This is a genomic window from Thermostichus sp. OS-CIW-20, assembly GCF_054061455.1.
On sequence record NZ_JBSSEF010000003.1, the window covers coordinates 93,790 to 119,482 of the forward strand.

The 25,693-nt window shown below is 59.7% G+C and carries 25 protein-coding genes, 3 pseudogenes and 1 riboswitch; of the genes and pseudogenes, 12 read left to right on the plus strand and 16 right to left on the minus strand.

Annotation, left to right across the window (positions count from 1 at the left end; genetic code table 11):
- Positions 1 to 374: 374 nt before the first annotated feature.
- Positions 375 to 911: an HNH endonuclease gene (locus ACVWXC_RS02250; protein WP_099812453.1), complete on the plus strand. Its 537-nt coding sequence runs from the start codon at positions 375 to 377 to the stop codon at positions 909 to 911.
- 9 nt (positions 912 to 920) lie between these two features.
- Here ACVWXC_RS02250 and ACVWXC_RS02255 read toward each other — a convergent pair whose 3' ends face one another.
- Complete coding sequence (locus ACVWXC_RS02255) at positions 921 to 1,856, minus strand: alpha/beta fold hydrolase (RefSeq protein WP_011429396.1); 936 nt, start codon at positions 1,854 to 1,856, stop codon at positions 921 to 923.
- A gap of 123 nt (positions 1,857 to 1,979) precedes the next feature.
- On the opposite strand from ACVWXC_RS02255, the gene ruvA reads away from it, so the two are divergent.
- Both ruvA and nadD read left to right on the plus strand, forming a co-directional pair.
- On the plus strand, positions 1,980 to 2,594 hold the full coding sequence (gene ruvA / locus ACVWXC_RS02260; RefSeq protein ID WP_011429397.1) for a Holliday junction branch migration protein RuvA: 615 nt from the start codon (positions 1,980 to 1,982) through the stop codon (positions 2,592 to 2,594).
- The gene (gene nadD, locus ACVWXC_RS02265) at positions 2,591 to 3,214 is read left to right on the plus strand and encodes a nicotinate-nucleotide adenylyltransferase (protein WP_011429398.1); all 624 of its coding nucleotides are present in this window, start codon (positions 2,591 to 2,593) and stop codon (positions 3,212 to 3,214) included. The genes ruvA and nadD overlap by 4 nt, the downstream gene beginning before the upstream one ends.
- Before the next feature lie 160 nt (positions 3,215 to 3,374).
- On the opposite strand, the gene psaC is transcribed toward nadD, so the two are convergent.
- Positions 3,375 to 3,623 carry a photosystem I iron-sulfur center protein PsaC gene (gene psaC / locus ACVWXC_RS02270; protein WP_011429399.1) on the minus strand — a complete coding sequence of 83 codons (249 nt, stop codon included), beginning with the start codon at positions 3,621 to 3,623 and terminating at the stop codon, positions 3,375 to 3,377.
- Between the two features lie 238 nt (positions 3,624 to 3,861).
- On the opposite strand from psaC, the gene ACVWXC_RS02275 reads away from it, so the two are divergent.
- A complete protein-coding gene (locus tag ACVWXC_RS02275) occupies positions 3,862 to 4,239 on the plus strand; it encodes a hypothetical protein (RefSeq protein WP_011429400.1) in 378 nt (125 codons plus the stop codon).
- A gap of 19 nt (positions 4,240 to 4,258) precedes the next feature.
- Here the strand turns inward: ACVWXC_RS02275 and ACVWXC_RS02280 are convergent, their stop codons facing one another.
- From ACVWXC_RS02280 to ACVWXC_RS02310, 7 genes are all read right to left on the minus strand, one after another.
- Positions 4,259 to 4,633, minus strand: coding sequence for a DUF3493 domain-containing protein (locus ACVWXC_RS02280; RefSeq protein WP_011429401.1), 375 nt, complete (start codon positions 4,631 to 4,633; stop codon positions 4,259 to 4,261).
- Positions 4,634 to 4,635: 2 nt separating this feature from the next.
- Complete coding sequence (locus tag ACVWXC_RS02285) at positions 4,636 to 5,277, minus strand: hypothetical protein (protein ID WP_011429402.1); 642 nt, start codon at positions 5,275 to 5,277, stop codon at positions 4,636 to 4,638.
- A gap of 132 nt (positions 5,278 to 5,409) precedes the next feature.
- Positions 5,410 to 6,711: a gamma-glutamyl phosphate reductase gene (locus ACVWXC_RS02290; RefSeq protein ID WP_457390849.1), complete on the minus strand. Its 1,302-nt coding sequence runs from the start codon at positions 6,709 to 6,711 to the stop codon at positions 5,410 to 5,412.
- Positions 6,712 to 6,828: 117 nt separating this feature from the next.
- Complete coding sequence (locus ACVWXC_RS02295) at positions 6,829 to 7,281, minus strand: hypothetical protein (protein WP_011429404.1); 453 nt, start codon at positions 7,279 to 7,281, stop codon at positions 6,829 to 6,831.
- Between the two features lie 57 nt (positions 7,282 to 7,338).
- A complete protein-coding gene (locus tag ACVWXC_RS02300; RefSeq protein ID WP_457390851.1) occupies positions 7,339 to 8,508 on the minus strand; it encodes a hypothetical protein in 1,170 nt (389 codons plus the stop codon).
- A 142-nt stretch (positions 8,509 to 8,650) separates the two neighbouring features.
- The gene (locus ACVWXC_RS02305; protein WP_457390853.1) at positions 8,651 to 9,931 is read right to left on the minus strand and encodes a hypothetical protein; all 1,281 of its coding nucleotides are present in this window, start codon (positions 9,929 to 9,931) and stop codon (positions 8,651 to 8,653) included.
- Positions 9,928 to 11,367, minus strand: coding sequence for an NAD(P)/FAD-dependent oxidoreductase (locus ACVWXC_RS02310; protein WP_457390855.1), 1,440 nt, complete (start codon positions 11,365 to 11,367; stop codon positions 9,928 to 9,930). The genes ACVWXC_RS02305 and ACVWXC_RS02310 overlap by 4 nt, the downstream gene beginning before the upstream one ends.
- A gap of 130 nt (positions 11,368 to 11,497) precedes the next feature.
- Between ACVWXC_RS02310 and gshA the strand changes: the two genes are divergently transcribed.
- Positions 11,498 to 12,634 (plus strand): glutamate--cysteine ligase, encoded by a 1,137-nt coding sequence (gshA, locus tag ACVWXC_RS02315; protein ID WP_041438083.1) that lies wholly within the window; start codon positions 11,498 to 11,500, stop codon positions 12,632 to 12,634.
- 225 nt (positions 12,635 to 12,859) lie between these two features.
- Here the strand turns inward: gshA and ACVWXC_RS02320 are convergent.
- Positions 12,860 to 12,991 (minus strand): annotated as a pseudogene (locus ACVWXC_RS02320) (IS200/IS605 family transposase); the annotation flags it as partial.
- 343 nt (positions 12,992 to 13,334) lie between these two features.
- On the opposite strand from ACVWXC_RS02320, the gene ACVWXC_RS02325 reads away from it, so the two are divergent.
- Positions 13,335 to 13,481 carry a hypothetical protein gene (locus ACVWXC_RS02325; RefSeq protein ID WP_346426101.1) on the plus strand — a complete coding sequence of 49 codons (147 nt, stop codon included), beginning with the start codon at positions 13,335 to 13,337 and terminating at the stop codon, positions 13,479 to 13,481.
- A 42-nt stretch (positions 13,482 to 13,523) separates the two neighbouring features.
- Entirely contained in the window at positions 13,524 to 13,880 is a 357-nt protein-coding gene (locus tag ACVWXC_RS02330) for an IS200/IS605 family accessory protein TnpB-related protein (RefSeq protein WP_049749708.1), read from the plus strand.
- Between the two features lie 72 nt (positions 13,881 to 13,952).
- Here ACVWXC_RS02330 and ACVWXC_RS02335 read toward each other — a convergent pair whose 3' ends face one another.
- The 5 genes from ACVWXC_RS02335 to ACVWXC_RS02355 all read right to left on the minus strand — a co-directional run bounded on the left by ACVWXC_RS02335 (position 13,953) and on the right by ACVWXC_RS02355 (position 20,486).
- A complete protein-coding gene (locus tag ACVWXC_RS02335) occupies positions 13,953 to 15,593 on the minus strand; it encodes a cation:proton antiporter domain-containing protein (RefSeq protein ID WP_099812450.1) in 1,641 nt (546 codons plus the stop codon).
- Between the two features lie 119 nt (positions 15,594 to 15,712).
- A riboswitch (Fluoride riboswitch) is annotated at positions 15,713 to 15,813 on the minus strand.
- Positions 15,814 to 15,858: 45 nt separating this feature from the next.
- Positions 15,859 to 16,446 carry a DUF1997 domain-containing protein gene (locus tag ACVWXC_RS02340; protein ID WP_457410462.1) on the minus strand — a complete coding sequence of 196 codons (588 nt, stop codon included), beginning with the start codon at positions 16,444 to 16,446 and terminating at the stop codon, positions 15,859 to 15,861.
- 40 nt (positions 16,447 to 16,486) lie between these two features.
- Positions 16,487 to 17,182 (minus strand): bifunctional phosphoribosyl-AMP cyclohydrolase/phosphoribosyl-ATP diphosphatase HisIE, encoded by a 696-nt coding sequence (gene hisIE, locus ACVWXC_RS02345; protein WP_240527738.1) that lies wholly within the window; start codon positions 17,180 to 17,182, stop codon positions 16,487 to 16,489.
- 260 nt (positions 17,183 to 17,442) lie between these two features.
- A complete protein-coding gene (locus ACVWXC_RS02350) occupies positions 17,443 to 19,806 on the minus strand; it encodes a polysaccharide deacetylase family protein (protein ID WP_414389985.1) in 2,364 nt (787 codons plus the stop codon).
- Positions 19,807 to 19,994: 188 nt separating this feature from the next.
- Positions 19,995 to 20,486 (minus strand): phycobilisome linker polypeptide, encoded by a 492-nt coding sequence (locus tag ACVWXC_RS02355; RefSeq protein ID WP_099812449.1) that lies wholly within the window; start codon positions 20,484 to 20,486, stop codon positions 19,995 to 19,997.
- Between the two features lie 189 nt (positions 20,487 to 20,675).
- Between ACVWXC_RS02355 and ACVWXC_RS02360 the strand changes: the two genes are divergently transcribed.
- The 5 genes and pseudogenes from ACVWXC_RS02360 to cobN all read left to right on the plus strand — a co-directional run bounded on the left by ACVWXC_RS02360 (position 20,676) and on the right by cobN (position 25,180).
- The gene (locus ACVWXC_RS02360; protein WP_011429413.1) at positions 20,676 to 21,209 is read left to right on the plus strand and encodes a DUF4079 domain-containing protein; all 534 of its coding nucleotides are present in this window, start codon (positions 20,676 to 20,678) and stop codon (positions 21,207 to 21,209) included.
- A 166-nt stretch (positions 21,210 to 21,375) separates the two neighbouring features.
- Positions 21,376 to 22,034 (plus strand): annotated as a pseudogene (locus tag ACVWXC_RS02365) (DEAD/DEAH box helicase); the annotation flags it as partial.
- 2 nt (positions 22,035 to 22,036) lie between these two features.
- Positions 22,037 to 22,328 (plus strand): annotated as a pseudogene (locus ACVWXC_RS02370) (IS630 family transposase); the annotation flags it as partial.
- Positions 22,329 to 22,340: 12 nt separating this feature from the next.
- Entirely contained in the window at positions 22,341 to 22,535 is a 195-nt protein-coding gene (locus ACVWXC_RS02375) for an SBBP repeat-containing protein (protein WP_457390909.1), read from the plus strand.
- Positions 22,536 to 22,975: 440 nt separating this feature from the next.
- Positions 22,976 to 25,180: a cobaltochelatase subunit CobN gene (gene cobN / locus ACVWXC_RS02380; RefSeq protein WP_457390861.1), complete on the plus strand. Its 2,205-nt coding sequence runs from the start codon at positions 22,976 to 22,978 to the stop codon at positions 25,178 to 25,180.
- Between the two features lie 91 nt (positions 25,181 to 25,271).
- Here cobN and ACVWXC_RS02385 read toward each other — a convergent pair whose 3' ends face one another.
- Positions 25,272 to 25,595, minus strand: coding sequence for an RNA recognition motif domain-containing protein (locus ACVWXC_RS02385; RefSeq protein ID WP_457390863.1), 324 nt, complete (start codon positions 25,593 to 25,595; stop codon positions 25,272 to 25,274).
- Positions 25,596 to 25,693 lie beyond the last annotated feature (98 nt).

Sequence of the window (25,693 nt, forward strand, 5' to 3'; positions counted from 1 at the left end):
GGATAACCTCGGCAAGGCCACCTTACAGGTGACGGCTGGGGAGGCCGACGGGGAGCAAATCGAGCTGAAAAAGCCCAATCTCTAACTCTGATTACCAACTTCGGCCGCGAGCCGGAGCAGCCTCAGCAGCCGAAGCCCACCCTGCCTGGGATTAGGGCCGGCTCTAACAGCAAGGGCTAGAAAGTGCCTCGGGATCTCGATCCACCACGTCGGGATCCTGTTGTGCTGAGCCGGCAGAGGGAAGGGAACCCGAGGTTTTACCGGAGTGAAGTGGGCTACCTCGCCTCTAAAGCTGTGTTAAGATTTTGCGTAACTTCAAGAGAGCTGGCGCCTTTCAGATCCGGTAGGGGATTTCGTCAGCGGTGCGTAGCACTATGGGCAAGGTTTTGGTTTTAAATGCCTCCTACGAGCCGCTCAACATCACCAGTTGGCGCAGAGCTGTTGTCCTTTTGCTCAAGGGCAAGGCCGAGCAAATCGAGCACAATGGCAAAGTAGTCTACGGCAACATCCCTCTGCCCACCGTCATCCGCCTGCGCCACTACGTTCACGTTCCCCACAAGGAGATCCCCCTGACGCGGCGCAATGTCCTCTACCGCGATGGGCACCGCTGCCAGTACTGCGGCTGTTACGGCGAAGACCTAACCCTGGATCACGTGATCCCGCGCTCCCGCGGCGGTGAAGATACCTGGGAGAATGTAGTCAGCGCCTGTGTGCGCTGCAACGTGAAAAAAGGGAATCGCACCCCTTGGGAGGCCGGCATGCCCTTGCTCCGCCAGCCCCGCCGCCCCCACAGCACCCTTTACTTTGAAATCTCCAAAGCCGTCGGCAGCGGATCCCATCGGGAATGGCTGAAGTACGCCATCGGCCTGGAAGGGGATCCGCCGCCGGAGCTGGCAGTCAAGCCCGCCTAGCTCCCAAGGCTAAGGATGCAGGTCTGAGACCGGCGCTGCTTTGGAAAGGGGAGGAGAGGTGGTGGCCGGGATCCCCAGCTCGATCCAGCGATGGATCAGGGCGTTGACCTCTTCGGGGCGCTCATCGTGAGGGCAGTGGCCGGCCTCCAGGAAGTATTCCACCGCCTGAGGGTAGTGAGCCCGGTAGAGCTTAGAGCGCTCGCGGACCCGCATCCAGGGATCCCGTTCGCCCCAAATCAACAACAGGGGGCGCACCAAGCTGCGCAGCAGCTCGTCCACATAGCGCCCCTTCTGCCCGCCCCGCATCAGGGCCACGAACACATCGGCAGCCCCCGGATCCCGCGTGGGGCGATGAATGTCTTCCACCAGTTGATCCGTCACTGCCGCCGGGTCGTAATAGACCTGCTTCAGCTTGGAGCGAATCACCCGCGGCTGCCGCAAATACTGAAACAATAGGTAAGACACCAGGCGCTGGCGCAGGCCCCAGCCTACCAGGCCACCCAGCCATTGCCGCCAGCCAGATGGGGATCCCTTAACCGTGGAAAAGCCGCCTGCCCCGTTAAGCAGCACCACCCCCCGCACCCACTCCGGCCACTCTGCCGCCAGGCTGAGCACCACATAGCCGCCCAGGGAGTTGCCAATGGCCACCACAGGCCGCCGGATCACCTGTTGACAGAAATCCCGCAGTTGATCCCGCCAGATCTCGGCGCGATAGTCCCAGTTGGGCTTGGCCGAACGGCCAAAGCCGAGCAAATCGATGGCATAGACCTGGTAGTGTTGAGCCAATTCGGGAATGTTTTTACGCCAGTGGTCGGTGGAAGCCCCAAAGCCGTGCACCAAAAGCAAAGGCTGCCCCTGCTCGCCCTGTTTGACGTAATGGACGGATTGCCCCCGCCAAATCCAGCGTGCCGAGATAGGAGTGGCCGATGCCGATGTTGAAGCCATAGAGGTCGCTTGTAAGCTTTTGTTATTTAAGCTTTTCTTATTCTAGATTCTTTTAGATTCTGCTCGGCCGACTCTGGAGCTGTAGCCGAGCAGCGTATCCTAAACACGGATTGGACTCGCAGCATGATCGCGTTTTTGAGCGGCCACCTCGTCGCCATCGAATGGGGAGAGCGCAGTAGCCTCACCGTTGAGGTGCAGGGGATCGGCTATCGGGTCAAGGCCCCGGCGCGTTTTCTCAAGCAACTGCCCCCCATCGGAGAGCCCGTGCGGGTGTTTACCCACTTGGTGGTGCGAGAGACCGAGCTGGTGTTGTACGGGTTTGGCTCGCCAGCCGAGCGCGATGTGTTTGTGGAGCTCATCAAAGTTTCGGGGGTGGGGCCGGCTTTGGGCTTGGCTCTGCTGAATACCTTCGGCCTGCCGGAGCTGGTTCAGGCAGTGGTGACCGAAAACGTGCGCCTACTTTCCCTCACGCCAGGGGTAGGGCACAAAACGGCCCAACGGCTAGCCTTGGAGCTGAAAACCAAGCTGGCCCACTGGCGACAAGGCCTGGAGAACGCCGATCGCCCCCTGGCCGGCGGGCCGCCTCCGGCCATCCGGGAAGAGGTGGAAATGGCCTTGCTGGCCCTCGGCTACAGCCTCCAAGAAATTCAAGCGGCCCTGCAAGCTTTGCCCTCCCAACCCCGCCCAACGGAAGAGTGGCTGCGGGATGCCATCACCTACCTCAGCCGGCAGCCATGAGCCCTCCGGATCCCCAGCAGCGCCGCATTGGCATTCTGGGCGGCACCTTCAACCCCGTCCACCACGGCCATCTGATCATGGCGGAGCAGGCCCTCTGGCAGTTCAACCTGGATCAGGTGCTGTGGATGCCGGCAGGGGATCCTCCCCACAAGCCCTTGGCCGCCGGCGCCAGCAAAGCCGATCGCCTGGCCATGGTGAAGCTGGCCATTGCCGACCACGAGCGCTTTGCCTGCTCCGACCTGGAGATCCGCCGTCCCGGCCCCTCCTACACCATCGAGACGCTGCGCAGCCTGATGCAAGAGCAGCCGGATACCCAGTGGTATTGGATTATCGGCGTGGATGCCCTGCGGGATCTGCCCCAGTGGTACCAGGCGGAAGAATTGGCCCGCCTCTGCCATTGGATTGTTGCCCCCCGTATCGATGCCGGCGACGCCGCCCAAGTGCTGCGGTCGGTGGCCGCAAAGCTGCCCATCCGGGCAGCAATCCTGGACGCCCCCACCCTAACGCTCTCTTCCACCTACCTGCGCCAGCAAATCCAAAAGGGGGGATCCATCCGCTACCTGGTGCCCCCTGCTGTGGAGCACTACATTCGCCAACACCGGCTCTACCTCGACCCTTGAAGAAAAAAAGAGGAGGGATCCCTCCTCTCCGATAAACCCGTTCACTAGAGCAACAGCCCGCCCAACTTTTTCCCAGCCAGGAGGGGCTGAAGAGAGGCTGTTTCGCTGAAAGTAGGAAGGCTTGTCTCAAATGAAAATTGCAACCCAACCTGCCGATGGCTTAGTAAGCCAAGCCCATGCTGCGGGTGGTTTCGGGGCCAAGGTAGACGCGGATGCTCAAGAAGTCCGTGGGGCAGGCAGTCTCACAGCGTTTGCAGCCAACACAGTCTTCGGTGCGGGGGGCTGCGGCAATCATGCCGGCCTTGTTGTTCCCCTTCCAGGGCACCATTTCCAACACATCAGTAGGGCAGGCCCGCACACACTGAGTACAGCCGATGCAGGTGTCGTAGATCTTGACCGTGTGAGCCATTAGCGTTCTCCAGTCGAGCTGTTTGAAAGATTAAAAAAAGGTTTACCGAAGGGCGTGGCAGCAACACCACTGCACGGGTGCCTTCAGTGTACTGTAGTCCTGCCAAACCACCCCGATCTGCGATCCAAATGTTCAAACAAATTTACATCCCCAGGGATCCCTTGCCGCGCCGACGGGAAGGTCGCCCTCGCGGTTGGGCTAGGATTGCCTGAGGAAGGACAGGGCAAGGATCCTACGAATGGGACGCTCGCTGCGGAATTGGAGAAGGCAAACTCGAAGCCAAATGCACCGCCTGGGGCCCGTTTTGGCCGGCATTCTCCAGGAAATCTATGCGGAGAACATACCTCGCCTGCGCCGCTGGGATCGGCAGCTCACCGACTGGGTGTACAGGCGTGGCTGGAGGGTGGATCCTTCCTTGCCCAAGGTGGCCATCTACGTGTTGGGCGCAGTGGTGATCCTGGCGATTCCAATTCTCACCTTGGCAGTTTTAGTGGCTCTCGCGGCCTTTCTTGCCATCCAAATAGCCCAAAAGTGGCCCCAGGAAGCCCGCCGTTATCTTCCCAGCGCCGACGAGGAAGACGACTCCGATCCCCGCCAAGGGGACTGGGACTATTGACAGGCTAGCCGTCCCTGCCCTAAAGCGGGGCATCGCCCTCGGGCGGACGGGGCGAGTCTTTTTGGCTGCTAAGGCGCTGCTTCATCCGTCTGACCAGCTTTTGCTGGGAGTGGCTTTCCAGCCTGTTGAGGCCGAGGGCGCCGGCCAGGATCCCTAACTGTAAGGCCAAGCTGGGCAGGGTGGTCTCCAGATCCCGCCCTGCCAAGGCTCGAAAGAAAAATACAAATGCCCCGATGGTGGCCGAAAAACCCACCGCCAGGTAGACAAAGCGCCGCAGACTGCGGTAGGGGGCGGCCAGTTCCGTGAGCAGCCTCACCCGATCTGCCGCTGGATCCCGACCTGGGGGCAGGGGCGAGCCAGGTTTTGGGGAAGGTTTGGGCTCCGATGTTGCCACGGCTACACCTCCTCGGGCAATAGTAGGGGATCCCGGCCAGAAATCGCCGCCAAGCTTTCCTCGGCAGCCCGACAGGCAGCCAGAATATCTTGCTCTTCCCCGCCCAAGTAGACGCGGCCAAAGCTGCCAAAGGGCATCACTTCGAGGATGTTGATGCGGGCCGATTTTTCTGCCTCGTTGGCGGCCAGGGGGGCATAGCCTGCCGGCTGCACCTCCAGGATGTAGAGGGTTTGGCCGGCTAGGAGCATCTGGCCGCGGCGGAAACGGTTGATCAACTGGGTTTGGTGGGGATCGATGTTGCGAATGATCTGGCTGGAGATGATGCGCGGCCTGAGGCGCTCCTTTTCGCTCACCCCCAAAGCCGCCAGGATGGCCCGACCGGCAGTGCGGGTATCCCCCTGGTTGCTGGAGTGTACCTCCAAAAGGCCGTAGAGGCGCTCCACCACCTGCAGCCCCGGCCTTACCGAGGTGGCTTTGAGGGCGATGTCCATAACGCGGTTGATCTCGATGCCGGGGGAAATCTCGACCCAGAGGGAAGTATCCCCTGGCAGAGGCAAAAAGCCCTGGGCCACCGTGCCCAGATAAGCAGCGTACTGGGGCTGGAGCCGATCCAAAAACACGTAACTGCGCAGGTCAATCCCCAAAGGAGTTCTCCCCCCTGTCTGTTGGGCTGGGTTGGACGTCGGACGACGGGGCCGGCATTCCTCCCTTTCTAGTCTCACGCCATCTCTTGGCTTTTGGGGAGAACAGCAGTTCGGTATCCCAACTTTCCCCTGCTACAGGTCACCCTGAGCCACTACCTTCACCGTTGTCAAGGCTTCCAGGTCGATGGGCCCGCGCACGTGCAGCCGCTGGGTGGAAATGCCCAAAGACAGGTCGCGAAACGCTCCCAAGGTGGGGATCCCGGCTCCCCGGCCTGCCGAGAGGGGAGAGGTGTTGATGTGGATCAGGGCGGCATCCACCTCCTGGAGAAAGCGCTGGGCTGCCGATTGGCTGTCGGTGAGGATCGTCTCCGATTGACGACAGCCATTTTTGTTGATCCAGGCGATCGCCTCCGTCAGGTCGGCAACGGGCTGGAGGCGCAGATGAGGCCGTTCTGTGGAGTCAAAGCCTTCCCCCAGCGGCTGAAGCTGGGGGAATCGCTCCAGAATGGGGGCTGCTGCCTGTATATCGATCCCTTGACCCAGCAAGTCTTCAATCAGGGCGGTCAGATGATGGGCGGCCCAATCGGTGTGGATCAGCAGCCAAAGGGTGAGGGGCTGATAGATCGGGATCCCTTCTGGGCCATAGCGAGCCAAGGGATCCAACAAAACCGACTTCACCAAAGGCCAAGGAGCGGTGCGATCCACATAGATGTGGCCGTACCCCAGATGCGTGACCAGAGTCGGCACTTTGCTGGCCTGCAACAGGAACTCCACCCAGCCGGGGCGACCGCAGGGGATCACCAGATCCACATAGCGGGTTTGCTGCAACAACAGCAACAGTGGGGAATCGGCCTGGGGATCGGTCGCTTGGTCTTGGGCGGGGAGGGTTTGAATGGCCCCTTCCGGGATCCCGTGCTCGTAGGCGGTCTCTGCCAACAGGTTGACCAGGGCCTGATGGGTTTTCTGGATGGGGCCGCTGCCGGCCAAGATCACGCCATTGCTCGTCTTGAGACACATGCCAATGCCATTCAAGGCAAACTCGGGGTAGATCTCGTAGACCAAGGCGATCAGCCCCAAAGGGACGCGGTAGCGGCCAATAAACAGCCCGTTGTCCTGACGGCACCCCCTCTCCAGGCTCCCGATGGGATCCGGCTGTTGGGCCAGGAGAGCAAGCAACTGGGCGGATCGCTGCAGGCGCTCGGGGGTAAGCTTGAGGCCGTTGAGGATCCACTCCGGCAGGGTTTGCTCGCGGCAGCTTTCCAGGTCGAGGGTATTGGCCTCCAACAGCAGATCGGAGCGCTCCAGCAAACAGCGCGAGAGAGCCAGCAGGGCCTGGCGTTTGGTTTCGCCGCTCAAGCGCTGGAGCTGAGGCAGCAAGCGGCGCACCTGGCGCAGGGTGGTGCTGAGGTCAAAGGCTGAACCAAAATCGGTCACTCGCTTCCCTCCTGCCCGGCTGACCGACGACAGACCTGCTCCTGACCACTGCTAACAAGAAATGGCTAGATCCACAAGGGCTGAAACTAGGGATCCCTGGCAACGATCCCAAGCATCTCAAGGCCGCCGCAGCAGCAGGATCGCCGTCACCATCAACAGCGTCAGCAACAGGCAAAGAATCAGGAACCAACTGAGCAACTGGGCTTGGCTGGGGAAGAGCAACACGCCCAGAAACCCCACCGCCAAAGCAACCCCCAGGCTGAGGGTGAGGCCCAAGAGCGCAGATCCCTGGAAAGTGCTTTGCCGGTGCAACACCCACTGATGGCCGTTCCAGAACCAGATTTTACGGTAGGGGTAGGAGACGGCCAGTTGCTCAATGTGCAAACGGTCGGGGGTGATGGCGAAAATATGCTGGCAACGGCTGCAGCCAAAAGCCTCAGTCAGGGTAATCAGGCGCAACTGACCTTGGTGGCAACAGGGGCAGGGGTAAATTTTGGTGGGCTCGATGGGCTGAGCCACTCGCAGGGACGATTTCTGCCGAGGCCACTTGTGGGGAGAGGAAAACGCCACAGCTCTCAGTCGGTGAGAAGTCGGGATCCCTCACATCCTATCCTCAAGAAAGCAGGGTCAAGCCACCCAGAGATGGTGGACGTAGCGCCAGGTCAAGATCTGGTTGAGGACGAGGAAGATCAGGCCCAGAAGCCCATAGCCCAGCTTGAGAACTCTGCTTAGGTGGGGGCGCGCCCACAGGGGAAGGAAGCCGAAATCTGTGTGCTTGGCCCAGTGCAGGAGGGCCAGCACTTGCACGAGGTGAACCGGTAGGCAGTAGCGAATCATGCTTCGCTGGCCTAGGGGACTCATGCCGGCTACAGCGATGTAGAACATAGCCCAGGCAGCTAGGTGAAACCCCAGCCGCTCCTGCCAGCGCCGGCTCTTACCGGCCACGACACTCAAACCATCCAGCAAGCCTGTAACAACTAGGGATCCCAGCGTAACAGACACAAACAGTTGGCTGAGAGCATCAGACCACAGGCCAGGATCCTGCAGCGGTGCAGAAGGAGAGAGCAAGACCTGCCATCGCTCAGGGGAAAGAACATAGGTATGAGCCTGGAAAAGGGCTTGGTAATTGGCCTGGACGCCGGTAAAGTAGCGCTGCATCTCCATGTAGAGATCCCAGCGACCGAAGCGGAGCTGACAGTAGAGGAAAAAACTCAGCCCCCCCAACAAGGCCAAAACAACGGCGCCTGCCGTCCAAAACCAACGGCGGGATAGCCGCAGCAGGGGAACCAGCGCCACCGGCAAACCCACAATGCGGGTGGCACTCATCGCAAAACCGTGGGCCCCAGCCAAAAGTGTCGCCCGGAGAGAGTTCAAGTCCATTGACCAGTAGAAAAAACCTAGCAGGCTGGCTACGAACAGAGACTCGCTGTAACCTACTACCAAGTAGAAGCTACTAGGATAAACCAAGATTATTAGACTTGCCAAAACCTGCCAAAGAGTGGGGATCTGCCAGCGGCGGTAAAGCAGGAAAAGGTAAATCCACATCAGCCAGCAAAAGAGCTGGGCAGTAAGATAAAGCCCCAGCTCCGGCTCAACTCCTAACAGGCGGCTCATGATGGCCACCGCCAGAGGATAGCCCGGAAAGAAAGCCACATTGCTCTGCTCGTAGGCGATCTTGTCAAAGCCCACAAACTGATACCCCCGCTCCACAATGCTCAGGTACCAGTAGCTATCGCGCTGGCTCAGGGCTGTAAAGGCAGAAGCATAGTCGCTGTGTTTTGTCCAAAGGTATATCATTAACACTTGCAAAACAGTCAGCGCTAGGCCCAGCAAAAAAATCCGAGCAGAAAAGCCAACTAAAAGTCTGCAAATCTGTTGCAACAGGTGGCAAGGGCGCAAACTCATTGGCGCATTCTCCTTCTTGACTACGGAAGTTCAATCAAGCCACCCAGAGATGCTGGACGTAGCGCCAGGTGAGGACTTGATTCAGGGCAAAGAAGACTAAAGCCAAGATCCAGTAGCCCAGCCTCAGGACACTGCCAAGATAGGGACGCACCTGTTGCGGGATGAAGCTGAAATTGGTGTATTTAACCCCATGCAGCCAGGTCAGCACCTGCAGGATGTGGACTGGCAGGCAGTAGCGGATCATACTTCTCTGGGCCACGGCACTCATGCCAGCCACGGAAATAGAGAACATGGCCCAGGCAGCCAAATGAAACCCCAGCCGCTCTTGCCAGCGCCGGCTCTTGCCGGCCAGGACACTCCACCCATCCAGCAGGCCTGTAATAATTAGGGATCCCAGCGTGAGGAGAACAAACAGTTGACTGAGGGAAATGGCCCATATCCCAGCCCCCAAAGCCTCGGAAAAGGAGAGCAAGGACTGCCAATAGCCACTAGAAAAGAGGGGGGCATAAGTACGAGGTCGAATAATAGCCAAATAATCGAAAGAACTGGGGCCAAAGTAGCGCTGCATTTCCAGGTAGAGATCCCAACAGCCAAAGCGGAGCTGGCAGGAGAGGAAAAAGCCCAGCCCACCCAACAAGGCCAGAACAACAGCGCTGGCTGTCCAAAACCAAGGGTGGGATAGTCGCAGCAGAGGAACCAGCGCCACCGGCAAACCCACAATGCGGGTGGCGCTCATCACCAAACCGTGGATCCCGGCTAGAAACGCCGGCCAGGGAGCGTTCAAGTCCATGGACCAGTAGAAAAAACCCAGCAGGCTAGCCAGAAACAGAGACTCGCTGTAGCCCACTACCAAGTAGAAGCTACTGGGATAGACCAGGATGATTAAGCTGGCCAAAACTTGCCCAAGAGGGGGGATCTGCCAGCGGCGGTAAAACAGGAAAAGGTAAATCCACATCAGCCAGCAAAAGAGCTGGGCAGTGAGATAAAGCCCCAGTTCAGGGTCAACTCCCAACAGGCGGCTCATGGCGGCCACCGCCAGGGGATAGCCTGGAAAGAAGGCCACATTGCTCTGCTCGTAGGCAATCTTGTCAAAGCCCACAAACTGATACCCCCGCTCCACAATGCTCAGGTACCAGTAGCTATCGCGCTGGGTTAAACCCTTGAAGATGGAAGCATAGTCATCCTCCTGGCTCCAAAAGGAGATCAAGAAAATCTGCAGCAGCGTCAAAGCCACAGCGGGAAGCAAAACTTGGACGGCAAAAGAGACCAGATGCTGCCGGCTGTGCTGCAAGAGGTGGCTAGGAGGGAAGCTCATTGTCGCACCTTTGCGGGTGGGGATGGCACTTTAATCTCCTCTTGGTAATCGTCATCGGAGTTCACCTGCCAGAGATCGTGGCTGCCGGGTTGGAGAATGTTCTCAGCAGCCAGCAGGCCCATCAGCAAACTGTGATCTTGGTTGTTATACTTAAACGAGCCGTAGCGGCCTACCAGTTGCAGATTTTCAAACTCGCCAAGATACCTCTGCAAAATGGCCAAGTCTTCTTTGTAGCTGCCGGCGTAGATGGGATAGGTGCGGGGCAGGCGCACCACAAAGCCACCGCAGATCTTCTGATCCTGGAGCAGGCCAATTTGGCGCAGCTCCCTCTCAGCCAAAGCCAGCAATTCCTCCTCAGGGGCTTGCCACAAGGGATCCTCAAAGTTGCACCAATACTCACAGCACAAGGGGGTTTGTTCTCGGTTGGGGAGCATAGCCGGCGACCAATTGGCAAAATTGGTTACCCGACCAACTTGTACTGTTGGTTCATTGATATACAGCCAGTTATCGGGGAAAAGCTGGGATCCCTCCACAATCAGATAAACCAAAACGGTGTTGCGAAACTTGAGGTTGCGGGCTGCCTGCAGTACCTCTGGAGGAGGCAACTCCTGTAGGCTCTGCACCAAAACTGTCAGAGGGATCGAGGAGATGACGTGGGAGGGGGAGACCCATGTTTCACTTCCATCCTGAAGATTGCGCAATTGCAGCTTGACAATCCGGGATCCCTGATGTCTAAGGGCGATGACTTCTGTATTTAGCCAAACCTTTTGACCCTCAGCCAGCAAAAACTCCTGCATTTTTTCGTAGAGCTGTCCGGATCCCAGGCGGGGAAACTGAAACTGGTCGATCAGGGATTTGACCGAACCGCGCTTCCAGCCCAAGGCCTTGCGGATGGCTTGCCCAAGGCTGAGACCTTTGATGCGCTGGGCAGCCCAATCGGCGCTGATTTCGGTACAAGGGATCCCCCAGAGCTTTTCCGTGTAGCTCTTGAAGAACATCTGAAAAAGCCGGCTACCAAATTTTCCCTTGACCCAGTCGGCAAAGTTCTGGGGAGCTGGGTGCGGGATAAGTTGGGCCCAGAGGTAGGAAAGAACAATGAGCAGGCTTTCCCACCAGCCAACTTTGCGCAGGACTTCCCAGGCTTGAATGGGGTACTGAAAATAGTGCTTGCGGTAGTAGATGCGGGTAAGCCGCCGGACAGTCACTTGTTCGGATCCCAAAACCTGGTTCCACAGCTCCAGCACCGCTGGGATCTTGGTAAAAAAGCGGTGCGGGCCATAGTCGAGAATGAACCCCCGGTAGCAAATGCTTTTGGCCAAGCCCCCAACCCTGTCTTCCCGTTCCACTACCACCACAGGGAAGCCCAGTTGGGTCAAGCGGTAGGCAGCCGCCATGCCCGCCGGCCCTGCTCCCAGAATGTAGATGGGATCCCGCACGCCGCCCCTTCCCCACGATCGTCTTCAAGCGTTGCCGACATTGTACGGTAGTGCGAGAAACCCTTTCCTACACAACCCTGGGAAAATGGGTAGAGGTTAGACTGAGGAGGCTGCGGCTGGAGGCTGGCCTGTGCTGTTGACCAAGGGCTTTGAGGTAGAGATGTACACCGGCACCGCCGCCGGAGAAGTGGTGGGGTTGTCGGATCGCATCTGCCAGGCTTTGCCGGGGTTTGTGCGAGAACCAGATCGGCGCAACGTCGAGTACATCACTCCGCCCCTTCGCCGCTACGAGGATCTGCTCTGTGCCCTGCTGCGGCCTCGGCTGCAACTGCGGCAATTTTTGCGCCGCCTTGGCCCCTACACCCTGTTGCCGGGGAGCACGCTGGCTTTGGGCGGCAGCGACCACTTTGAGCGCTCGGATCCGGACAACCCCTACCACGACTACATCGAGCGCACCTACGGCACGCGGGTGGTGACCGCCAGCATTCACATCAATGTTGGCCTGCCGGATAGCGAGGCCATTTTTCTTGCCTGCCGTTTGCTGCGGGCGGAAGCTCCCCTGTACTTGGCCCTGAGCGCTTCTTCTCCGTTTCTGGACGGCCAGGTGACAGGCTACCATTCCAGCCGTTGGCAGGTGTTTCCCAAAACGCCGGCCCAGGTGCCCTTCTTCCGGGATCACGCCCATTACATCGCCTGGATGCGGGAGCAACTGGCCCTGGGCACGATGCAGAATGTGCGCCACCTCTGGGCCTCTGTGCGGCCCAACGGCCCAGAGCGGCCCTACCATCTCAACCGGGTGGAGCTGCGCATCTGCGACCTGGTGGCAGATCCGGTGATGACCCTGGCCATCACTGCCTTGGTAGAGGCCCGTCTCTGGCAGTTGCTGGCCCAGCCAGAAGCGCTGGATCCCTTGCGGGGGCCTTTGACACCGACGGAGCTGGAGAGCCTTTGCGAGGCCAACGAGCAGGCCGCTGCTCGCGAGTCCTTGCGAGCCCGTCTGGTCGATTGGCGCACGGGCCGAGAACGGGTGGCCCAGGAATGGATTGAAGAGCTGCTGACCGAAGCGTGGCGCCTCGGCCAACCCCAGGGCCTGGGCTGCTTTTTGGCTCCCCTGCAAACTCTGCTCCAACAGGGCAACGAGGCCCAGCGCTGGCTGAAGCAGGTCGACCAGGGATCCACACCCGCCCAGGTGTACCAACGGGCCATTCAGGAGCTGGCCGAACAAGACCGAGAAAGACAAGAGACCCTCTGCCAGCTTGTTGGCTAAGCCTTTGCCCAACGGTGGGCGCTTCTCAGTCCGGTGCCTGCCCCCCACCAGATCCCCAGTTCAAACCTGACTTAGATTCGCCTAGACAGGCTCCACCACTTCCCCTAGGGCTTGCCGAGCCACACAAAAGGATAGCTTGGTAGCCCCGCACTTGAGTGCGGGGCGGAAAAGCCCGCTAGCGACTTTGGTCGCTTACCCATGATGGGGGTCGTTGATATAGTTTCATAGCTCAAACAACCTCTTCCTGACTTCTCCCACCAAGACCTCTTTCCTTCTCTTTAGCCAAAAAATAAGATAAACAACCGCTAGCCCCACACCATGGTTGTAGTGATTGTACCGTTGACTTTCCTCTCGCACTATCGCTTGCCCATGTCAGACTGCGGTTGTCATGCCGCTTGCCAACAATGATGGAGTACGGCTGTCAGCAGGTTATAGTCAGGAACAGAGAGCTAGTCCCCCTATTAGTGTGTCAACAGTCTAATAAGCAACTGTGCTTTGTACTATGCGAGACAAGTCTATTTCAAAACGAAGCGATGGGCAAGCTATGGTGAGCTTTGCGCTGAGATGGGGAGAACCCAAAGCAAGCACTTCATCGCAATGTATGTTTCCGCCGCGCAACAGACCTGCAAGTCTGTAGCTGAAGTGGGTCTATGCCAAGCCTGCTCGACCTCAATCGCTGGATCCGAGAAAAGCTTTAGCAATTGACCACGGAGTCAACAACTGGCTTACGTGCGTTAGCAACTTAGGACATAGCTTCATCATTGACGGCCGCAAAGTCAAGTCCTTTAACCAGGGGTACAACAAGGAGCTGGCTAGGCTCAAGACTCACAAGCTGCCGGGGTTTTGATTGCAAAAGCTTGGTCGAATTACGGAAAAAAGAAACCGGCGGATGCGGGATGCAATCCACAAAGCTGCGCGCAAGGTCATTGACTTCTGTTTACACCACTCAATTGGGAGAATCGTCTTTGGTTGGAACAAAGAACAAAAACAAGAATGCGGCTTTAACCAAAACTTTGTTTTCATTCCAACAGGTCGGTTCAAGGAGCGTATTGCGCAATTATGTCAGCATTATGGCATGGAGTTTATTGAGGTAGAGGAGGCGTACAGCTCGCAGGCAAGCTTCCTAGATGGAGATGAGCTACCTAATTATGGTGAAAAACCCGACGGGTGGAGACCCTCTAGGCTGAGGCGAATGCTGCCACCAACCTACTTAAGAAAGTCAGCAGAACCTTGGGGCTTTGCGTGAAGGAACTGTCTAGAGGCGCTTTGACAACGCCGTTACGGGTTCTTTTGTGGACTGCGTAAGCATCCCCCGCCTTTAGGCGGTGGGAGTGTCAATTCTGGCTTTCCCGAACTCCTCTTCTTCCACCAAAATCACCGGGATGGGGCTGGTCTCCAACACCGCTTGCGAAGTGGATCCCAGCAATACTTGCTCCCAGCCGCGCTGGCCCCGCTTGCCCATGACTATATCGGTAACCTGACGCTCCTGGGCTAGGCCCACGATGGTCTCTGCCAAAGGCCCGGAGGCCAGGCAAAATTCGTGGCGAATGTCGGCCAAGAGGCGCTGGGCCAGCTGCCGCAACTGTTCTACTCTCTTCCCCTGCGGCTCGTCGGTAACATGGAGCACAATCACTTCCCCGTCCAGCCGCCGCGCCAGATCCGCTGCCTTGCGCAGCACTGCCTCGGCCAAGGGAGAAGTATCGACGGCTGCCAAGAAGCTCACCTTGCCCTGGCTGCCCACCTTGGTGGGATCCACCTCCCCTTTTTCCAGCAGGCGAGGGGCAAAGACCTGGGTCAGCCAAGCCCCTAGGGGTGCTGTGGCCAGAATCGACAAGGCCGCTATGGCCAGGATGGTCTCTCCGCCAGGGATCCCTTGGGCCAAGGGGATGCCGCCGATGGCCGCCTGCACCGTGGCCTTGGCCATGTTGCCCGGCAGCAAAAAGAGCCGCTCCCGCCAGTTCCAGTTGCTCCCTACCGTGGAAAGCCACCAGCCCAGGCCCCGGCCCAACAGCAGGCTCAGGGTCAAAAGCAGCAAGCCGGGCAAGAGCAGGGATCCCAGTACCTGCAGATCCAAAGAGGCCCCCAGCAGGACAAACAGCACGATCTCCGCCACCGTCCAGAGGGCGTCGAACCCAAGCCGCAGCCGCCGCGCCAGCGGCCCATCCAGTTGGACGAGAAAAAACCCCAGGGCCATCACCGCCGGGTAGCCGGAAAAATAGGGCCACACCTGCGACGCCAACACCAGGCCCAGCGCCAGGCAGGCTGCCAGCAACACCTCTTGCGTGCTGTTGCGCGTCCAGTTCTGCTGCACCAGGAGCGCCACCAAAAGCCGCGCCCCCAGGTAGCCGATGGCCACCCCCAGCAGGATCTCCATCCCCACCTGGAACGGCAGCCACTGCAGCGGCGACAGCTCCAGGCCGAACAGGCGAAGGCCCTCTGGAGATCCCTGCCCCAAAAAGCTCAGCAACAGGCTAAAGCCCAACAGCAGCAGCACGTCGGAAAGGGCGCTGCCGGTCAAAATGGCGTCCGGGATCCCTTTGGCCACCCCCCAGCCCAAGCTCTTGAGGCGCAACATCCCCGGCACGATCACCGCCGGCGACTCCGCCCCGATTACACAGCCCAAAAGCAGCCCCGTCGCCCAGTCCAACCCCAGGATCCAGCGGCTCAAGAGCGCCACCGCCAGCGCCTCACAGGCTGCCGGCAAAAACCCCAGCCGCAGCGCCACGGATCCCTGCTGGGCCAGCTTTTCCCGATCCAGCCCCAGCCCGGCCTTCATCAGGATAATCGTGACGGCCACCAAGCGCAGATCCCCGGCTGCCGCCAACAGCTCTGGGGACAAGACCTCTTGCAACAGGATCCCGACCAGGATCATCCCCACTAGCGGCGGCATTCCCAGCCGGCCCAGGATCTGGCCGACAAAAAAGCCCATCCCCAAGATCCACAGCCAACTGCCCAGCATCAACAAAACCTCTCTCCTCGCCGTCCGCGTGTTGAAGGGCAGCCTAGGGAGAAAAAGCCGTTCGCGTTTCTGCGGGGTGAGAACTCAACATCAAAGACTCCCACCCCCTGGATCTGCCCAGAAGAGTAGGAGTCATCAGCCCCAGCTCTAAGTCTTAGAGAAACTTTATCCCTAGGATCTGCCTGAGGCGGTTGCGGCGAACCCCATCGCCCGTTGCCGGGAAGGACCAAGCAGCCTGCCCGCAACACATGTGCCCCTTACCATATCACGCCCCATCTTCCACCGCAACCAAGCGATAGGGGTGATGGGAACGGCCAATGGAGCCATAGAAATCGCTGCAGACATTGTGGGTAAAGCGATCGCTGAGGCCGCGGGTAACCTGCTGCACCACCTGGCTGCCCACTTTCTGAACCAACTTGCGCGGCAGAACCTGCAAAAACTTGGGCAAATGCAGCCGGATATTCAGCTGGAGATCCCAGTGGACGCGGGTGGTGGCCAGGGATCCCGGTAGTTCTTCCAGCCGGAAGCTGGCCCGACAATCCACCCAGTAGGGCAGGGCGGCATCCCCCGGCAGCTCAATGGAAGTCAGCCGAAACAGGTAATCTTCCTCTGGCCAGATCTTCACCCCAAAGCTGGGCTCCAGCTCAAACCCCAGCCCGCCCATGCGGAAAAACTGCAGCCTGTAGGTTTCAGCAGAGAGGGGCTCCACTCGCAACGGCTGGAAGCAGCGCTGGATCCACTGGCCATGGCCGCGCAGGTAACGGGCCAAAGTCTCCCGGTCGGTTTCCAGATCCACCTGGCCCCGTCGCGCAGCCTGTAAATCTAGGTAGGTCTTGGCGGGGGGTTGCTCCATCTCCTCCAAAGGCAGCTGCCCCTCCTCGGACAGAGCACCTTCACTGAGGGGAACGGCGGGCTTGGAGCTGGCGATAGACATCCCGAATATCCACCTGATGATGAGCAAGAGCCACGAGGCAGTGGTACCAGAGATCCGCCACCTCGCGGGCCAGGGCTGCCTTGTCTCCCTCTTTTGCCGCCATCACCACTTCAGCCGTCTCCTCGCCGAGTTTTTTCAGGATGGCGTTGTCTCCCTTGGCCAGCAGGCTGCTGGTGTAGGAATCGGGCCGGGGATCCGCCTGGCGGGCCTTGACCACGGCAAACACCTGCGACAGGGTATCGGCGGCCGGCATGGGATCCCCTTCCTTCTCGGGGAGAGTGCGGAAGAAGCAGCTTCGCGCCCCTGTGTGGCAGGCCGCCTCTCCCACCTGCTCCACCAAGATAACCAGCGCGTCGCTGTCGCAGTCGTAGCGGATTTGCTTGACCCACTGCACGTGGCCAGAAGTTTCCCCCTTGGGCCACAGCGCCTGGCGGGAGCGGCTCCAGAACCAGGTGCGGCCCGTTTCCAGAGTCTTCTGCAGCGACTCGCGGTTCATCCAGGCCATCATCAGCACCGTCCCGTCCAGGTAGTCCTGCACGATGGCCGGGATCAAACCCTGTTCGTTGTAGCTGAGGTTGTCTAGATGGGCGATCTCCGCCGGCAGAAGAGTGCGGGGCAGATTTGCTGAAGCAAGAGAGGCCGAAGCAACAACCATCAAAGGCGGCAGAAAATCAGAAAGGTTAAAGATTCCTGAAAGCAGGATAGCAGAACTCGCCCCAGAAAGGATATCTCTCACTCCCCCCAGATCCCAACCCCGCTCGGCCACTTTCACGCGCAACAGTCGCGACCAGCCTGGCTTCTGCCGGGAGAAACTTCACCCTGCAAACCAGGGGGGCCTAGCCTGGCTTTGGCCTCAGCTTGAGGTTAAATCGCTGCGCTCACCAACTCTTTGCAGCTATGGCTGTGGGGAGTATGTCAATCCAGAGCCGCTCTCGGCAGCAGCTTCCGGGTCGGCTTGCGCTCCAGAGGCCAAGTTGGCCGCTCCAGACGGGTATCCACCAACACAGAGGCTGGGGCGAGATTAACCCGCTCCAGTAAGCGTTGCAGCAGTTGAGCATCGATGGCATCCACCCTAAGGACTCCGTCCCACGGACGCGATCGGGACAGGGTTGCCGTTCCCGCCACCAGGGGAGTGGGGGTTGTTTGCGGGGATCCCGTCTCACCGCCCCCAGCTAAGGACTCCGTCCCGCTGACGCGATCGGTCAACAGCAACTCTGCCACTGCCTGGGCCACCTCATTGCCATACACCCCATCGGGGCCAGAGGGGAGCAGATCCAGCCGTCCCTGCTGAGCGGCCAGGCGGCTTAAGCCCAGTTGCACCGCCACCACGGCCGGGCCCCGCTCCCCCCGCTTGAGGGTGCGCTGGCCGGCCAGGATGCTCTCCAGCTGCGCCTTGGCCACTTCCTGGTCGCCGCTGGGGAGCAACTGCACCAGCCCCTCCAGCCGGCTGCCGGGAGAGTTGGCGCTTGCCTGCTGCTGGGGATCCTCCCTCCACAAACGGGTTAGGTCGTAGAGCAAAATGGCATGGGGCACCGGGCGGCTGGGCTGGTTGGGGCCGGCATGGCCAGTGGCCAGAATTTCTCCTCGGTAAACCAACGAAGTGCTAAAGCCAGAGTCCAGCAGCACCGCCTCGCGGATCCCGATTTTGGGCAATAGGCTAGCCAGGATGGCGGCGTTGACGTGGGTTTTGGTAACTCCGATTACCACCTGATCCTGGTCGTCCACCCCAAAAAAGGCGCGGGGTCGGAACTCGGCGGCGCTAGAGAGGCGAAACGAGTCAATCTCCGCTGGCGAAAGGGCCCGGCCATCCTTGACCAGCCACAAGCCCGCCACAAACAGGTCCGTGACATCCGGCATGAGCTGGCGAAGGTTGTCGAGCTGAGTCATCGTGTCGGGATCAAAAGGCACAAAGCGCAGCCGATCCCTGCCCAGCAGCACCAGGGGGCGACCGCGCACCACCTTGTCGTCTTCGGGGCGACCGGGGATGAACGTCTTGTGGTTGGCGGCCATCACCGGTCCCACCATGACGTTGCTGGCGGAGTTGATCCAAGGAATGGAGAAGAAGCTGCCGTTGATGCCGGCATCGGCCTGGTAGCGCTGGGCCAAGGTTCTCACCTCGTAGCGCCGCTCCGCGTGCACCGTGGCTGCCCGTCCGCCGCGGATGGTGAGGATCCTCACCCCGTCAATGACCTCATCGGTCGGGGCCAGGGGCTGAGTCACATCCAGCCAGTAGTCGGGGCTGCGGCTGAGGGTGAAGGTGCGGGCGCCGATGATGGCCTCGGTGATGCGAAACTGGTTAAAGCGCCGTACCTCCAGCAAGTTGGGCGACTGTCCCGTAAAGCCGGGATCCATCGTAAAGGCCATCCAGTAACCCGCCTCGGCCAGGTATTGCTTTACCCGCTCGTCCCGATTGCCTTCCGGATAGGCGAAGTAGTGGATGGGGTGGCCCAGCTCCTCTTCCAGCTTGGTCTTGCAGTCAAACACCTCTCGCCGCAGGCGGGCATCGTCTAGCACCCGTAGGTCAGGGGGATGGTTGACGGTGTGGGCAGCAAAGTCGATCAACCCGCTGGCATCCATCTCCCGCATCTGATCCCAGGTGAAGTGATCTTTGCTGGTGGGCACGCCGACAAAGCCGGTCTGCACAAAGTAGGTGGCGGGGTAGTTGTACTCCTTCAAAAGCGGGTAGGCGTTTTCGTAAAGCCCAAGGTAGGCGTCGTCAAAGGTGAGCAAAATGGCCTTTTCCGGCAAGGGATCCCCATCTCGCAGGTGTTTGTAAAGCTGGTCGATGTGGATGGGAATCAGCCCCGCCTGCTTGATGGCTTCAAAGTGCTGTCGCAGCTCCGCCGCCGTGGTGTCAAACCAAACCTCTTTGCGGCCGGCCACCACATCGTGATACATGATGGCGGGCACGTAGGAGAGGCTGGCCAAGGGATCCAACGCAAAGGGATCCCGCTGCAGTTGCGGCTGTTGGGGGAGGGGCGGGCGCTGTCGGGCTGCCTTGGCCTCGGCCCGAGGCGCTGGCAACTCGGCTGGGGGTGGCAGCAGCCCCGACAGGCGGCTCACCCAACCAGGATGGGCAGTGGCCCAGGCCACCAGGGCTCCCGTCCCAAATCCCAGCACTGTGGTCAACAAAGCCAAGAAGCGGAGCAGCCGGAAGCGCAACTGGGTTGGCGGTCGCTGCGCAGAGCTAGAAAGACTTCGGCCCAGGAAGGGGGATCCCCTTTTTGCCCTAGGAACTGGATGGCCGCCCCGGCGCGTCGGCGGCTGTCGAGACGTCATGTCCTCCTCCTCACCGGCAAAACCAACGTCAGCCTACCACCCCCATCTCCTGGTTGGGGATAGGGAAGCCCTTGCCCGTGGTTCCCTCCAAAACGCCCAGGGATCCCTTTCCTCGCCCAGGTAGCACCCCAGCCCATAGAAGTGGCAGCAGAGCCAAAGCCCACCGCCCCAGATGCCTTCCAGGCAAGTTAGTCGAGGTTGCTCAACAAATTGGACTCCGTAATGCTGACGATCTTGCCCCCCCTTTGGGTAATCCGCTTTACTTCTTGAGAAAGGCGGCTGAAGGGCACTTTGTACTCGACAACGCTTTTGCGCACGCCCCCTCCCACCAGACCGGCTACCTTGATGGTGAAGATCTTGTCGCTGTTGGGCAGGGACGAGGCTGCCGAAGGGGCAACCTGAGCAGGTTTGGTCGCTGGAGCCGCTTCCGCTTGCGGTGCAGCGGCACTCTCCCGCTCCAGAAGCAGCCGCCAACTGCGAGGATAGGCGGGAGCCAGACGATAAACCACCTTGTAAGAGCCGGTTACATGGTCATCTTCCGACTCCACCCTCACCACTGTTCCTGCTGGGATATCCAGTTTGGCGCCCTTGGACATGACTTTAATTCCAGGCCAATTGGTGGGCACATCCGTCAGCAGCTCAACTTCAAAGGACTGATCCCCCAACAACAACTTGGCCATGTGAATAACTCCGTTTTGCTCATCAGCAGGCGGCAGCCGAAGATCTGTGGCCGACCACGGCTTCACCGCTAGACATTTTACCGTTGCGGCTGCACCCCCTGAAGCTTCCCGCCGGCATCTGTCATCGAAAGTGGGTTTGTTGTAGATTTGTTAAGAAGTTGTAGTTGTCCCGAAGGTGGAGGGATCCCTATGCTGAGTGTGGCTCTGCCCGATCTGTCGGCAACTTCGGAGAGGTTGACGGCTGCCTTGCAGCCGGTGGCCCAGTTTTTTGCCGGCTTCAACCTGCCCCAGCCAATCGTGCAATGGGGACATCCTTTGATGATGGGCATTGTGGTAGTGGTCATGGGCAGCTTTGTCGGCCTGACCGGCTGGCGGGGGCGGGTCTTGCGCCTAGCAGCCGAGGGATCCCTGCCGGAATCGGCCCAAAAGCCGCTTTGGGATCACCGCAAGCTGGCCCCTTGGATGGCCACCTTCATTGCCCTAGGCTACACCGGCGGCCTTCTCTCCTTGGTCATGCAGGGCCAGCCCCTGCTGAGCAGCCCCCATTTTTGGACGGGATCCCTGGTGTTGCTGCTGTTGGCAGCCAACGGTGCCCTGTCCCTAAGTGGCTTTGGGGGCAACCGCGAGGCCCTGCGCACCACCCATGCCTACTTAGGCAGCCTCATCCTCTGCGTGCTCTTCGCCCATGCTTTGCTGGGACTGAAGCTGGGCCTATCTCTGTAGGCGATCCCGGCTTTCTTCCTTCCAGTGCCTGGGGTGGGGGCGTTGCTCAGCGAAGTAAGCAGAACCTTAGGGCTTTGCCCTAGAGAACTGTGTAGGGGCGTCTTGACAACGACTTGATGAGTCCGCTTGTGGACTGCGTAGGAATCCCCCGACTTTAGTCGGGGGAGTGTTTCGGGACAAAGAGACGGCCCCAGAAGTTGTAGCCGAGGGATTTTTCTGGAACTTCAAGCGAGATGAGGCTCTGTTCCCGCTGGTTTCCGAAGCCTAACGAATTCGTCTAGCCCACTTTTCAATCCCCTACTTCCAGTTCATACCTCCCTGGCGGAACCTCTGCCCTACCAGATTAGCGCCGTCTATGAAAAAATGCTGACGCGGCAGCCGCTGCGCTTTTTGCTGGCTGAAGATCCCGGCGCCGGCAAGAGAGTTATGGCGGGGCTCTTGATTCGCGGCAATCTGCACCGTTGTCTCATTGTCTGTCCTGGCAGCCTAGTGCTGCAGCGGATTGAAGCTGCGCGAACGGGAAATTTGTTTCAAGAGATCCCTTTGCTGATTGCCCGGCTGGATAAACTGAGCCGAGATGAGGCGCTGCAAGAAAAGCTGAAGGCAACAGATTGGGATTTGATTGCTGTCAATGAGGCTCACAAGCTCTCGGCCTCTTTTTTCGGCGGAGAAGTCAAGGAAACCAAGCGCTATAAGCTAGGTAAGTTGCTCTCCCAGCTAACGCGCCATTTCTTGCTAATGACAGCTACCTCCCACAATGGTAGGGAAGAGGATTTTCAGCTCTTCCTAGCCCTTCCGGGCGGGGATCGCTTTGAGGGAAGATTCTCAAGAAAGTGATGGCAATTATTGCGGAACAACCAGACTTCTACCTGTGGCAGTATCAAGAACTCTTGCGGGAGGGCTTAGCGATTGATGTGAGTACCGTCACGATACACAATCTCTTGAAAAAGCAAGGAATGACTCTAAAAAAAGACTTACCGCAGTGCGAGAGACCAAGAAGAAGAGGTGCAAAGAGAACGACTAGCTTATAGTCAAGAAGTCAGGGATATTCCAGCGGAGGATTTGATTGCCCTCGACCAGACAGGGGTGTGGGAGGGAATGAAACGGGGAGTAGCTCGGAAAAGAGGGCCTATGAGCAGGAGACAGGCACTGGCTAGAGCAGTTCTGGGCGGCTTAGCTTGTGTCGGCTTAGGTTTTGGGTGTGGTCGCGGCCCTTGGCTGCGCCAGTTGGGCACCCCTTCCTCTGACGAAGCCCGCGCCATCGCGATTGATGCCCAGGGAAATGTTTGGGTGGCAGGGGTAACCGAGGGAAACTTTTTTGGCTAAAGCTCGGCGGGGAGCAGCGATGTTTTCTTGCGCAAGTACACAAGAGGATAGCTTGGTAGCCCCGTACTTGAGTGCGGGGCGGAAAAGCCCTTGAGCAACTTTAGTTGCTTCTTTGTTATAGTTAGTACAGAGCTTCTCCAGGAAAACAACCTACTGCGGTGCAAAACCCGCGCGGCAATAACTAACCTGGAGGAACTTAAGTCCGAAGTAAGCAGAACTTTGAGGTTATGCCTCAAAGGACTGTCTAGGGGCGTCTTGACAGCGCCTTCGCGAGTCCATTTTGGGCTGCGTAAGAATCCCCTGGGTGGGAGTGTCAACCAGGGAACTTTCCCCGGCCAGACCAGCGCCGGCGGGCAGGCTGCTTTTGTGCTTAAGTACGGTCGCTAAGCTGAGGTGTACGCTGAGGAGAAGTTACTGGCGGAGCGCTTGGCGCTGGCTCTATGCATCGGATAGCCGCTTTGCCAGGGGGATGGGATCCTTCGCAAGGCGGGGTCGTTTTCCTGGAGCAGGATCCGGCCCCCATCGTTGTCCTGTCGGCAGCCGACACGGATCTGACGGCCTTGAGCGCGGCGATGCGGCTGCTGCCGGCTGATTTTCCAGCGGTGCGGGCGGCCAATTTGCTGCAGTTGCAACAGCCCCTGAGCATCGACGACTACGCCGAGAAAGTGTTGCGGCGGGCCCAGGTGGTGCTCCTTCGCCTTTTGGGGGGAAGGGCCTACTGGAGCTATGGCCTGGAGGTGGCCAAAGAGGTAGCGGCAGCAGCGGGATCCACCCTGATTGTGATCCCTGGGGATGACCGCCCCGACTGGGATTTGGTCAGCCACTCCACCGTGCCCCTAGCGGTGGCAGACCGGGTGTGGCAGTACTGGCTGGAAGGGGGGGCGGCCAATGTGGCGGCCTGCTTGAAACTCTTGGCCAGGGAGTTCCTGGGGCAGGAGTACGCCGTGCCGGAGCCGCAGGTGCTGCCCCGCCTGGGGATCTACCATCCCCCCCTGCCCAGGGATCCCCACGCCCCCAAGGTAGGGATCCTGCTCTACCGGGCCCATGTTTTGGCGGGGAATACGCAGCCCATAGATGCCCTGGCCGAAGCCCTGCAGGAGCGGGGGTTGCAGCCGCTGTGTCTTTATACCTACAGCCTGCAGGAGCCGGACTTGCCCCAGGCCATGCGGGAGCACTTCGGCGGCCAAATTGAACTTTTGTTGAACACCACCAGTTTTTCCCTCGCTCGGCTGGAGAGCGAGCAGCCCGATGTTCGCCTTTGGCAGGAGCTGGATGTGCCGGTTGTGCAGGTGGTCTTGAGCAGCGGGTCGCGGGAGCGCTGGGAGAACGCCACGCGAGGCTTGGGGGCGCGGGATCTGGCCATGAACGTGGTGCTGCCAGAGGTGGACGGGCGCATCCTCAGCCGGGCCATCTCGTTCAAGACGGTTCAACAGTGGGATCCCCGCCTGCAGACGGAGATCATGGCCTATGAGGCCGTGCCGGATCGGGTGGCGTTTGTGGCCGAGCTGGCGGCCAACTGGGTAAAGCTGCGGCGCACCCCTGCCGAGCAGCGCCGTCTGGCCTTGATTTTGGCCAACTACCCCAGCCGGGATGGGCGGCTGGCCAATGGGGTAGGGTTGGATACACCGGCAAGCTGCGTCGAGATCCTCAAAGCCCTGGCGCAAGCCCGCTACCGCGCCTGTCCACTGCCCCAGAGCGGAGATGAGCTCATCCGCTGGCTAACCCAGGGCCAAACCTATGATCCGCTGGGATCCCTACGCCCGGCGCGGCAGGTGCTGCCGGCTGCCCTCTATCGGGAGTGGTTTGCCCAGTTGCCTGCCGCTGTCCAAGGCGATCTGCTGCGGCAGTGGGGGGATCCGCCTGCCCACGACATCCCCATTGTCGGCCTGCAGTTGGAGCACGTTTTTGTCGGGATCCAGCCGCCGCGGGGCTACGACCGGGATCCCTCTTTGAACTACCACGCTCCGGATCTGGTGCCACCCCACGAGTACCTGGCCTTTTACCTGTGGCTGCGCCAGGTGTTCGGCGTCCACGCGGTGGTGCATGTGGGCAAGCACGGCAACCTGGAGTGGCTGCCCGGCAAGGGATCCGCCCTTTCCGCCACCTGCTACCCAGAAATTGCCCTAGGGCCTCTGCCCCACTTCTATCCTTTCATCGTCAACGACCCCGGCGAAGGATCCCAGGCCAAGCGGCGGGCCCAAGCGGTGATCCTCGACCACCTCACCCCGCCCCTGACCCGCGCCGAGCTCTACGGCCCCTTGGCAGAGTTGGAGCGGCTGATGGACGAGTACTACGAGGCCCAGCAGATGGATCCGGGCCGCTGCCCCCTGATTCGCGCCCAGATCCAAGAGCTGGTTCGCCGAGAGCAGCTGGACTGGCAGTTCAACCTGGAGAAAGAGGAAGACTGGGGCCGCCTCGATGGCTACCTCTGCGAGCTCAAAGAATCCCAGATCCGGGATGGGCTGCACATTTTTGGCCGCACCCCCACTGGCGAGCAACTGGTGGATCTCCTGTTGGCCCTGGCCCGCTACCCGGGCGCTGGCCAGTTGGGCCTCACCCAGGCCATTGCCCGCGACTGGGGCTGGGACTGGGATCCCCTAGCCGTTGACCTGACAGACCCCTGGCCGGACAAACCGCCGGCTTAGTTGCAAGAAAAGGCTCGTTGTCTCGATCCCCAACCCCCCTCTCCCTCTGGGAGAGGGGCCGGGGGTGAGGGGTTGACGTTTTAATAGCGAGTTAATAGCGAGATTGGAAGTTGCGCCGCCGCTCGCCGCCACTGTTCGCGTTACCAGAGCGGAAATCTGAGGTGGGGCGTTCTTCCCGGGGACGAGCTTTGTTCACCTTGAGGTCGCGCCCCATCCATTCTGCCCCATCCAGAGCAGCAATGGCAGCCTGCCCCTCTGCTTCAGAGCTCATTTCCACAAACCCGAAGCCTCGATTGCGGCCTGTCTCGTGGTCAGTGGGGATCTGCACCCGCTTCACAGAACCGTACTTAGCAAAAACAGCGGTCAAATCTGCTTCTGTCACCTCAAAGGGAAGGTTGCCAACATAAATCGACATAGAAGATCTCCGAAAGAGAGAGTAACAAAGGGTGAGATGTTCGGAGAGCCGTCTGCCAATACAAAACGTGAAAATCCGTCAAGACCAGAAGAAACGAG

What these genes read in the sequence shown, in the direction of transcription:
- ruvA (WP_011429397.1), top strand. Translation starts at nt 1,980, where the DNA reads ATGATCGCGTTTTTGAGCGGCCACCTCGTCGCCATCGAATGGGGAGAG.
- ACVWXC_RS02350 (WP_414389985.1), bottom strand. Translation starts at nt 19,806, where the DNA reads ATGACGTCTCGACAGCCGCCGACGCGCCGGGGCGGCCATCCAGTTCCT.
- ACVWXC_RS02385 (WP_457390863.1), bottom strand. Translation starts at nt 25,595, where the DNA reads ATGTCGATTTATGTTGGCAACCTTCCCTTTGAGGTGACAGAAGCAGAT.
- ACVWXC_RS02275 (WP_011429400.1), top strand. Translation starts at nt 3,862, where the DNA reads ATGGGACGCTCGCTGCGGAATTGGAGAAGGCAAACTCGAAGCCAAATG.
- cobN (WP_457390861.1), top strand. Translation starts at nt 22,976, where the DNA reads ATGCATCGGATAGCCGCTTTGCCAGGGGGATGGGATCCTTCGCAAGGC.
- ACVWXC_RS02355 (WP_099812449.1), bottom strand. Translation starts at nt 20,486, where the DNA reads ATGGCCAAGTTGTTGTTGGGGGATCAGTCCTTTGAAGTTGAGCTGCTG.
- ACVWXC_RS02340 (WP_457410462.1), bottom strand. Translation starts at nt 16,446, where the DNA reads ATGGAGCAACCCCCCGCCAAGACCTACCTAGATTTACAGGCTGCGCGA.
- ACVWXC_RS02330 (WP_049749708.1), top strand. Translation starts at nt 13,524, where the DNA reads ATGCGGGATGCAATCCACAAAGCTGCGCGCAAGGTCATTGACTTCTGT.
- ACVWXC_RS02375 (WP_457390909.1), top strand. Translation starts at nt 22,341, where the DNA reads ATGAGCAGGAGACAGGCACTGGCTAGAGCAGTTCTGGGCGGCTTAGCT.
- ACVWXC_RS02250 (WP_099812453.1), top strand. Translation starts at nt 375, where the DNA reads ATGGGCAAGGTTTTGGTTTTAAATGCCTCCTACGAGCCGCTCAACATC.
- ACVWXC_RS02305 (WP_457390853.1), bottom strand. Translation starts at nt 9,931, where the DNA reads ATGAGCTTCCCTCCTAGCCACCTCTTGCAGCACAGCCGGCAGCATCTG.
- psaC (WP_011429399.1), bottom strand. Translation starts at nt 3,623, where the DNA reads ATGGCTCACACGGTCAAGATCTACGACACCTGCATCGGCTGTACTCAG.
- ACVWXC_RS02335 (WP_099812450.1), bottom strand. Translation starts at nt 15,593, where the DNA reads ATGCTGGGCAGTTGGCTGTGGATCTTGGGGATGGGCTTTTTTGTCGGC.
- nadD (WP_011429398.1), top strand. Translation starts at nt 2,591, where the DNA reads ATGAGCCCTCCGGATCCCCAGCAGCGCCGCATTGGCATTCTGGGCGGC.
- ACVWXC_RS02360 (WP_011429413.1), top strand. Translation starts at nt 20,676, where the DNA reads ATGCTGAGTGTGGCTCTGCCCGATCTGTCGGCAACTTCGGAGAGGTTG.
- hisIE (WP_240527738.1), bottom strand. Translation starts at nt 17,182, where the DNA reads ATGGTTGTTGCTTCGGCCTCTCTTGCTTCAGCAAATCTGCCCCGCACT.
- ACVWXC_RS02255 (WP_011429396.1), bottom strand. Translation starts at nt 1,856, where the DNA reads ATGGCTTCAACATCGGCATCGGCCACTCCTATCTCGGCACGCTGGATT.
- ACVWXC_RS02300 (WP_457390851.1), bottom strand. Translation starts at nt 8,508, where the DNA reads ATGATATACCTTTGGACAAAACACAGCGACTATGCTTCTGCCTTTACA.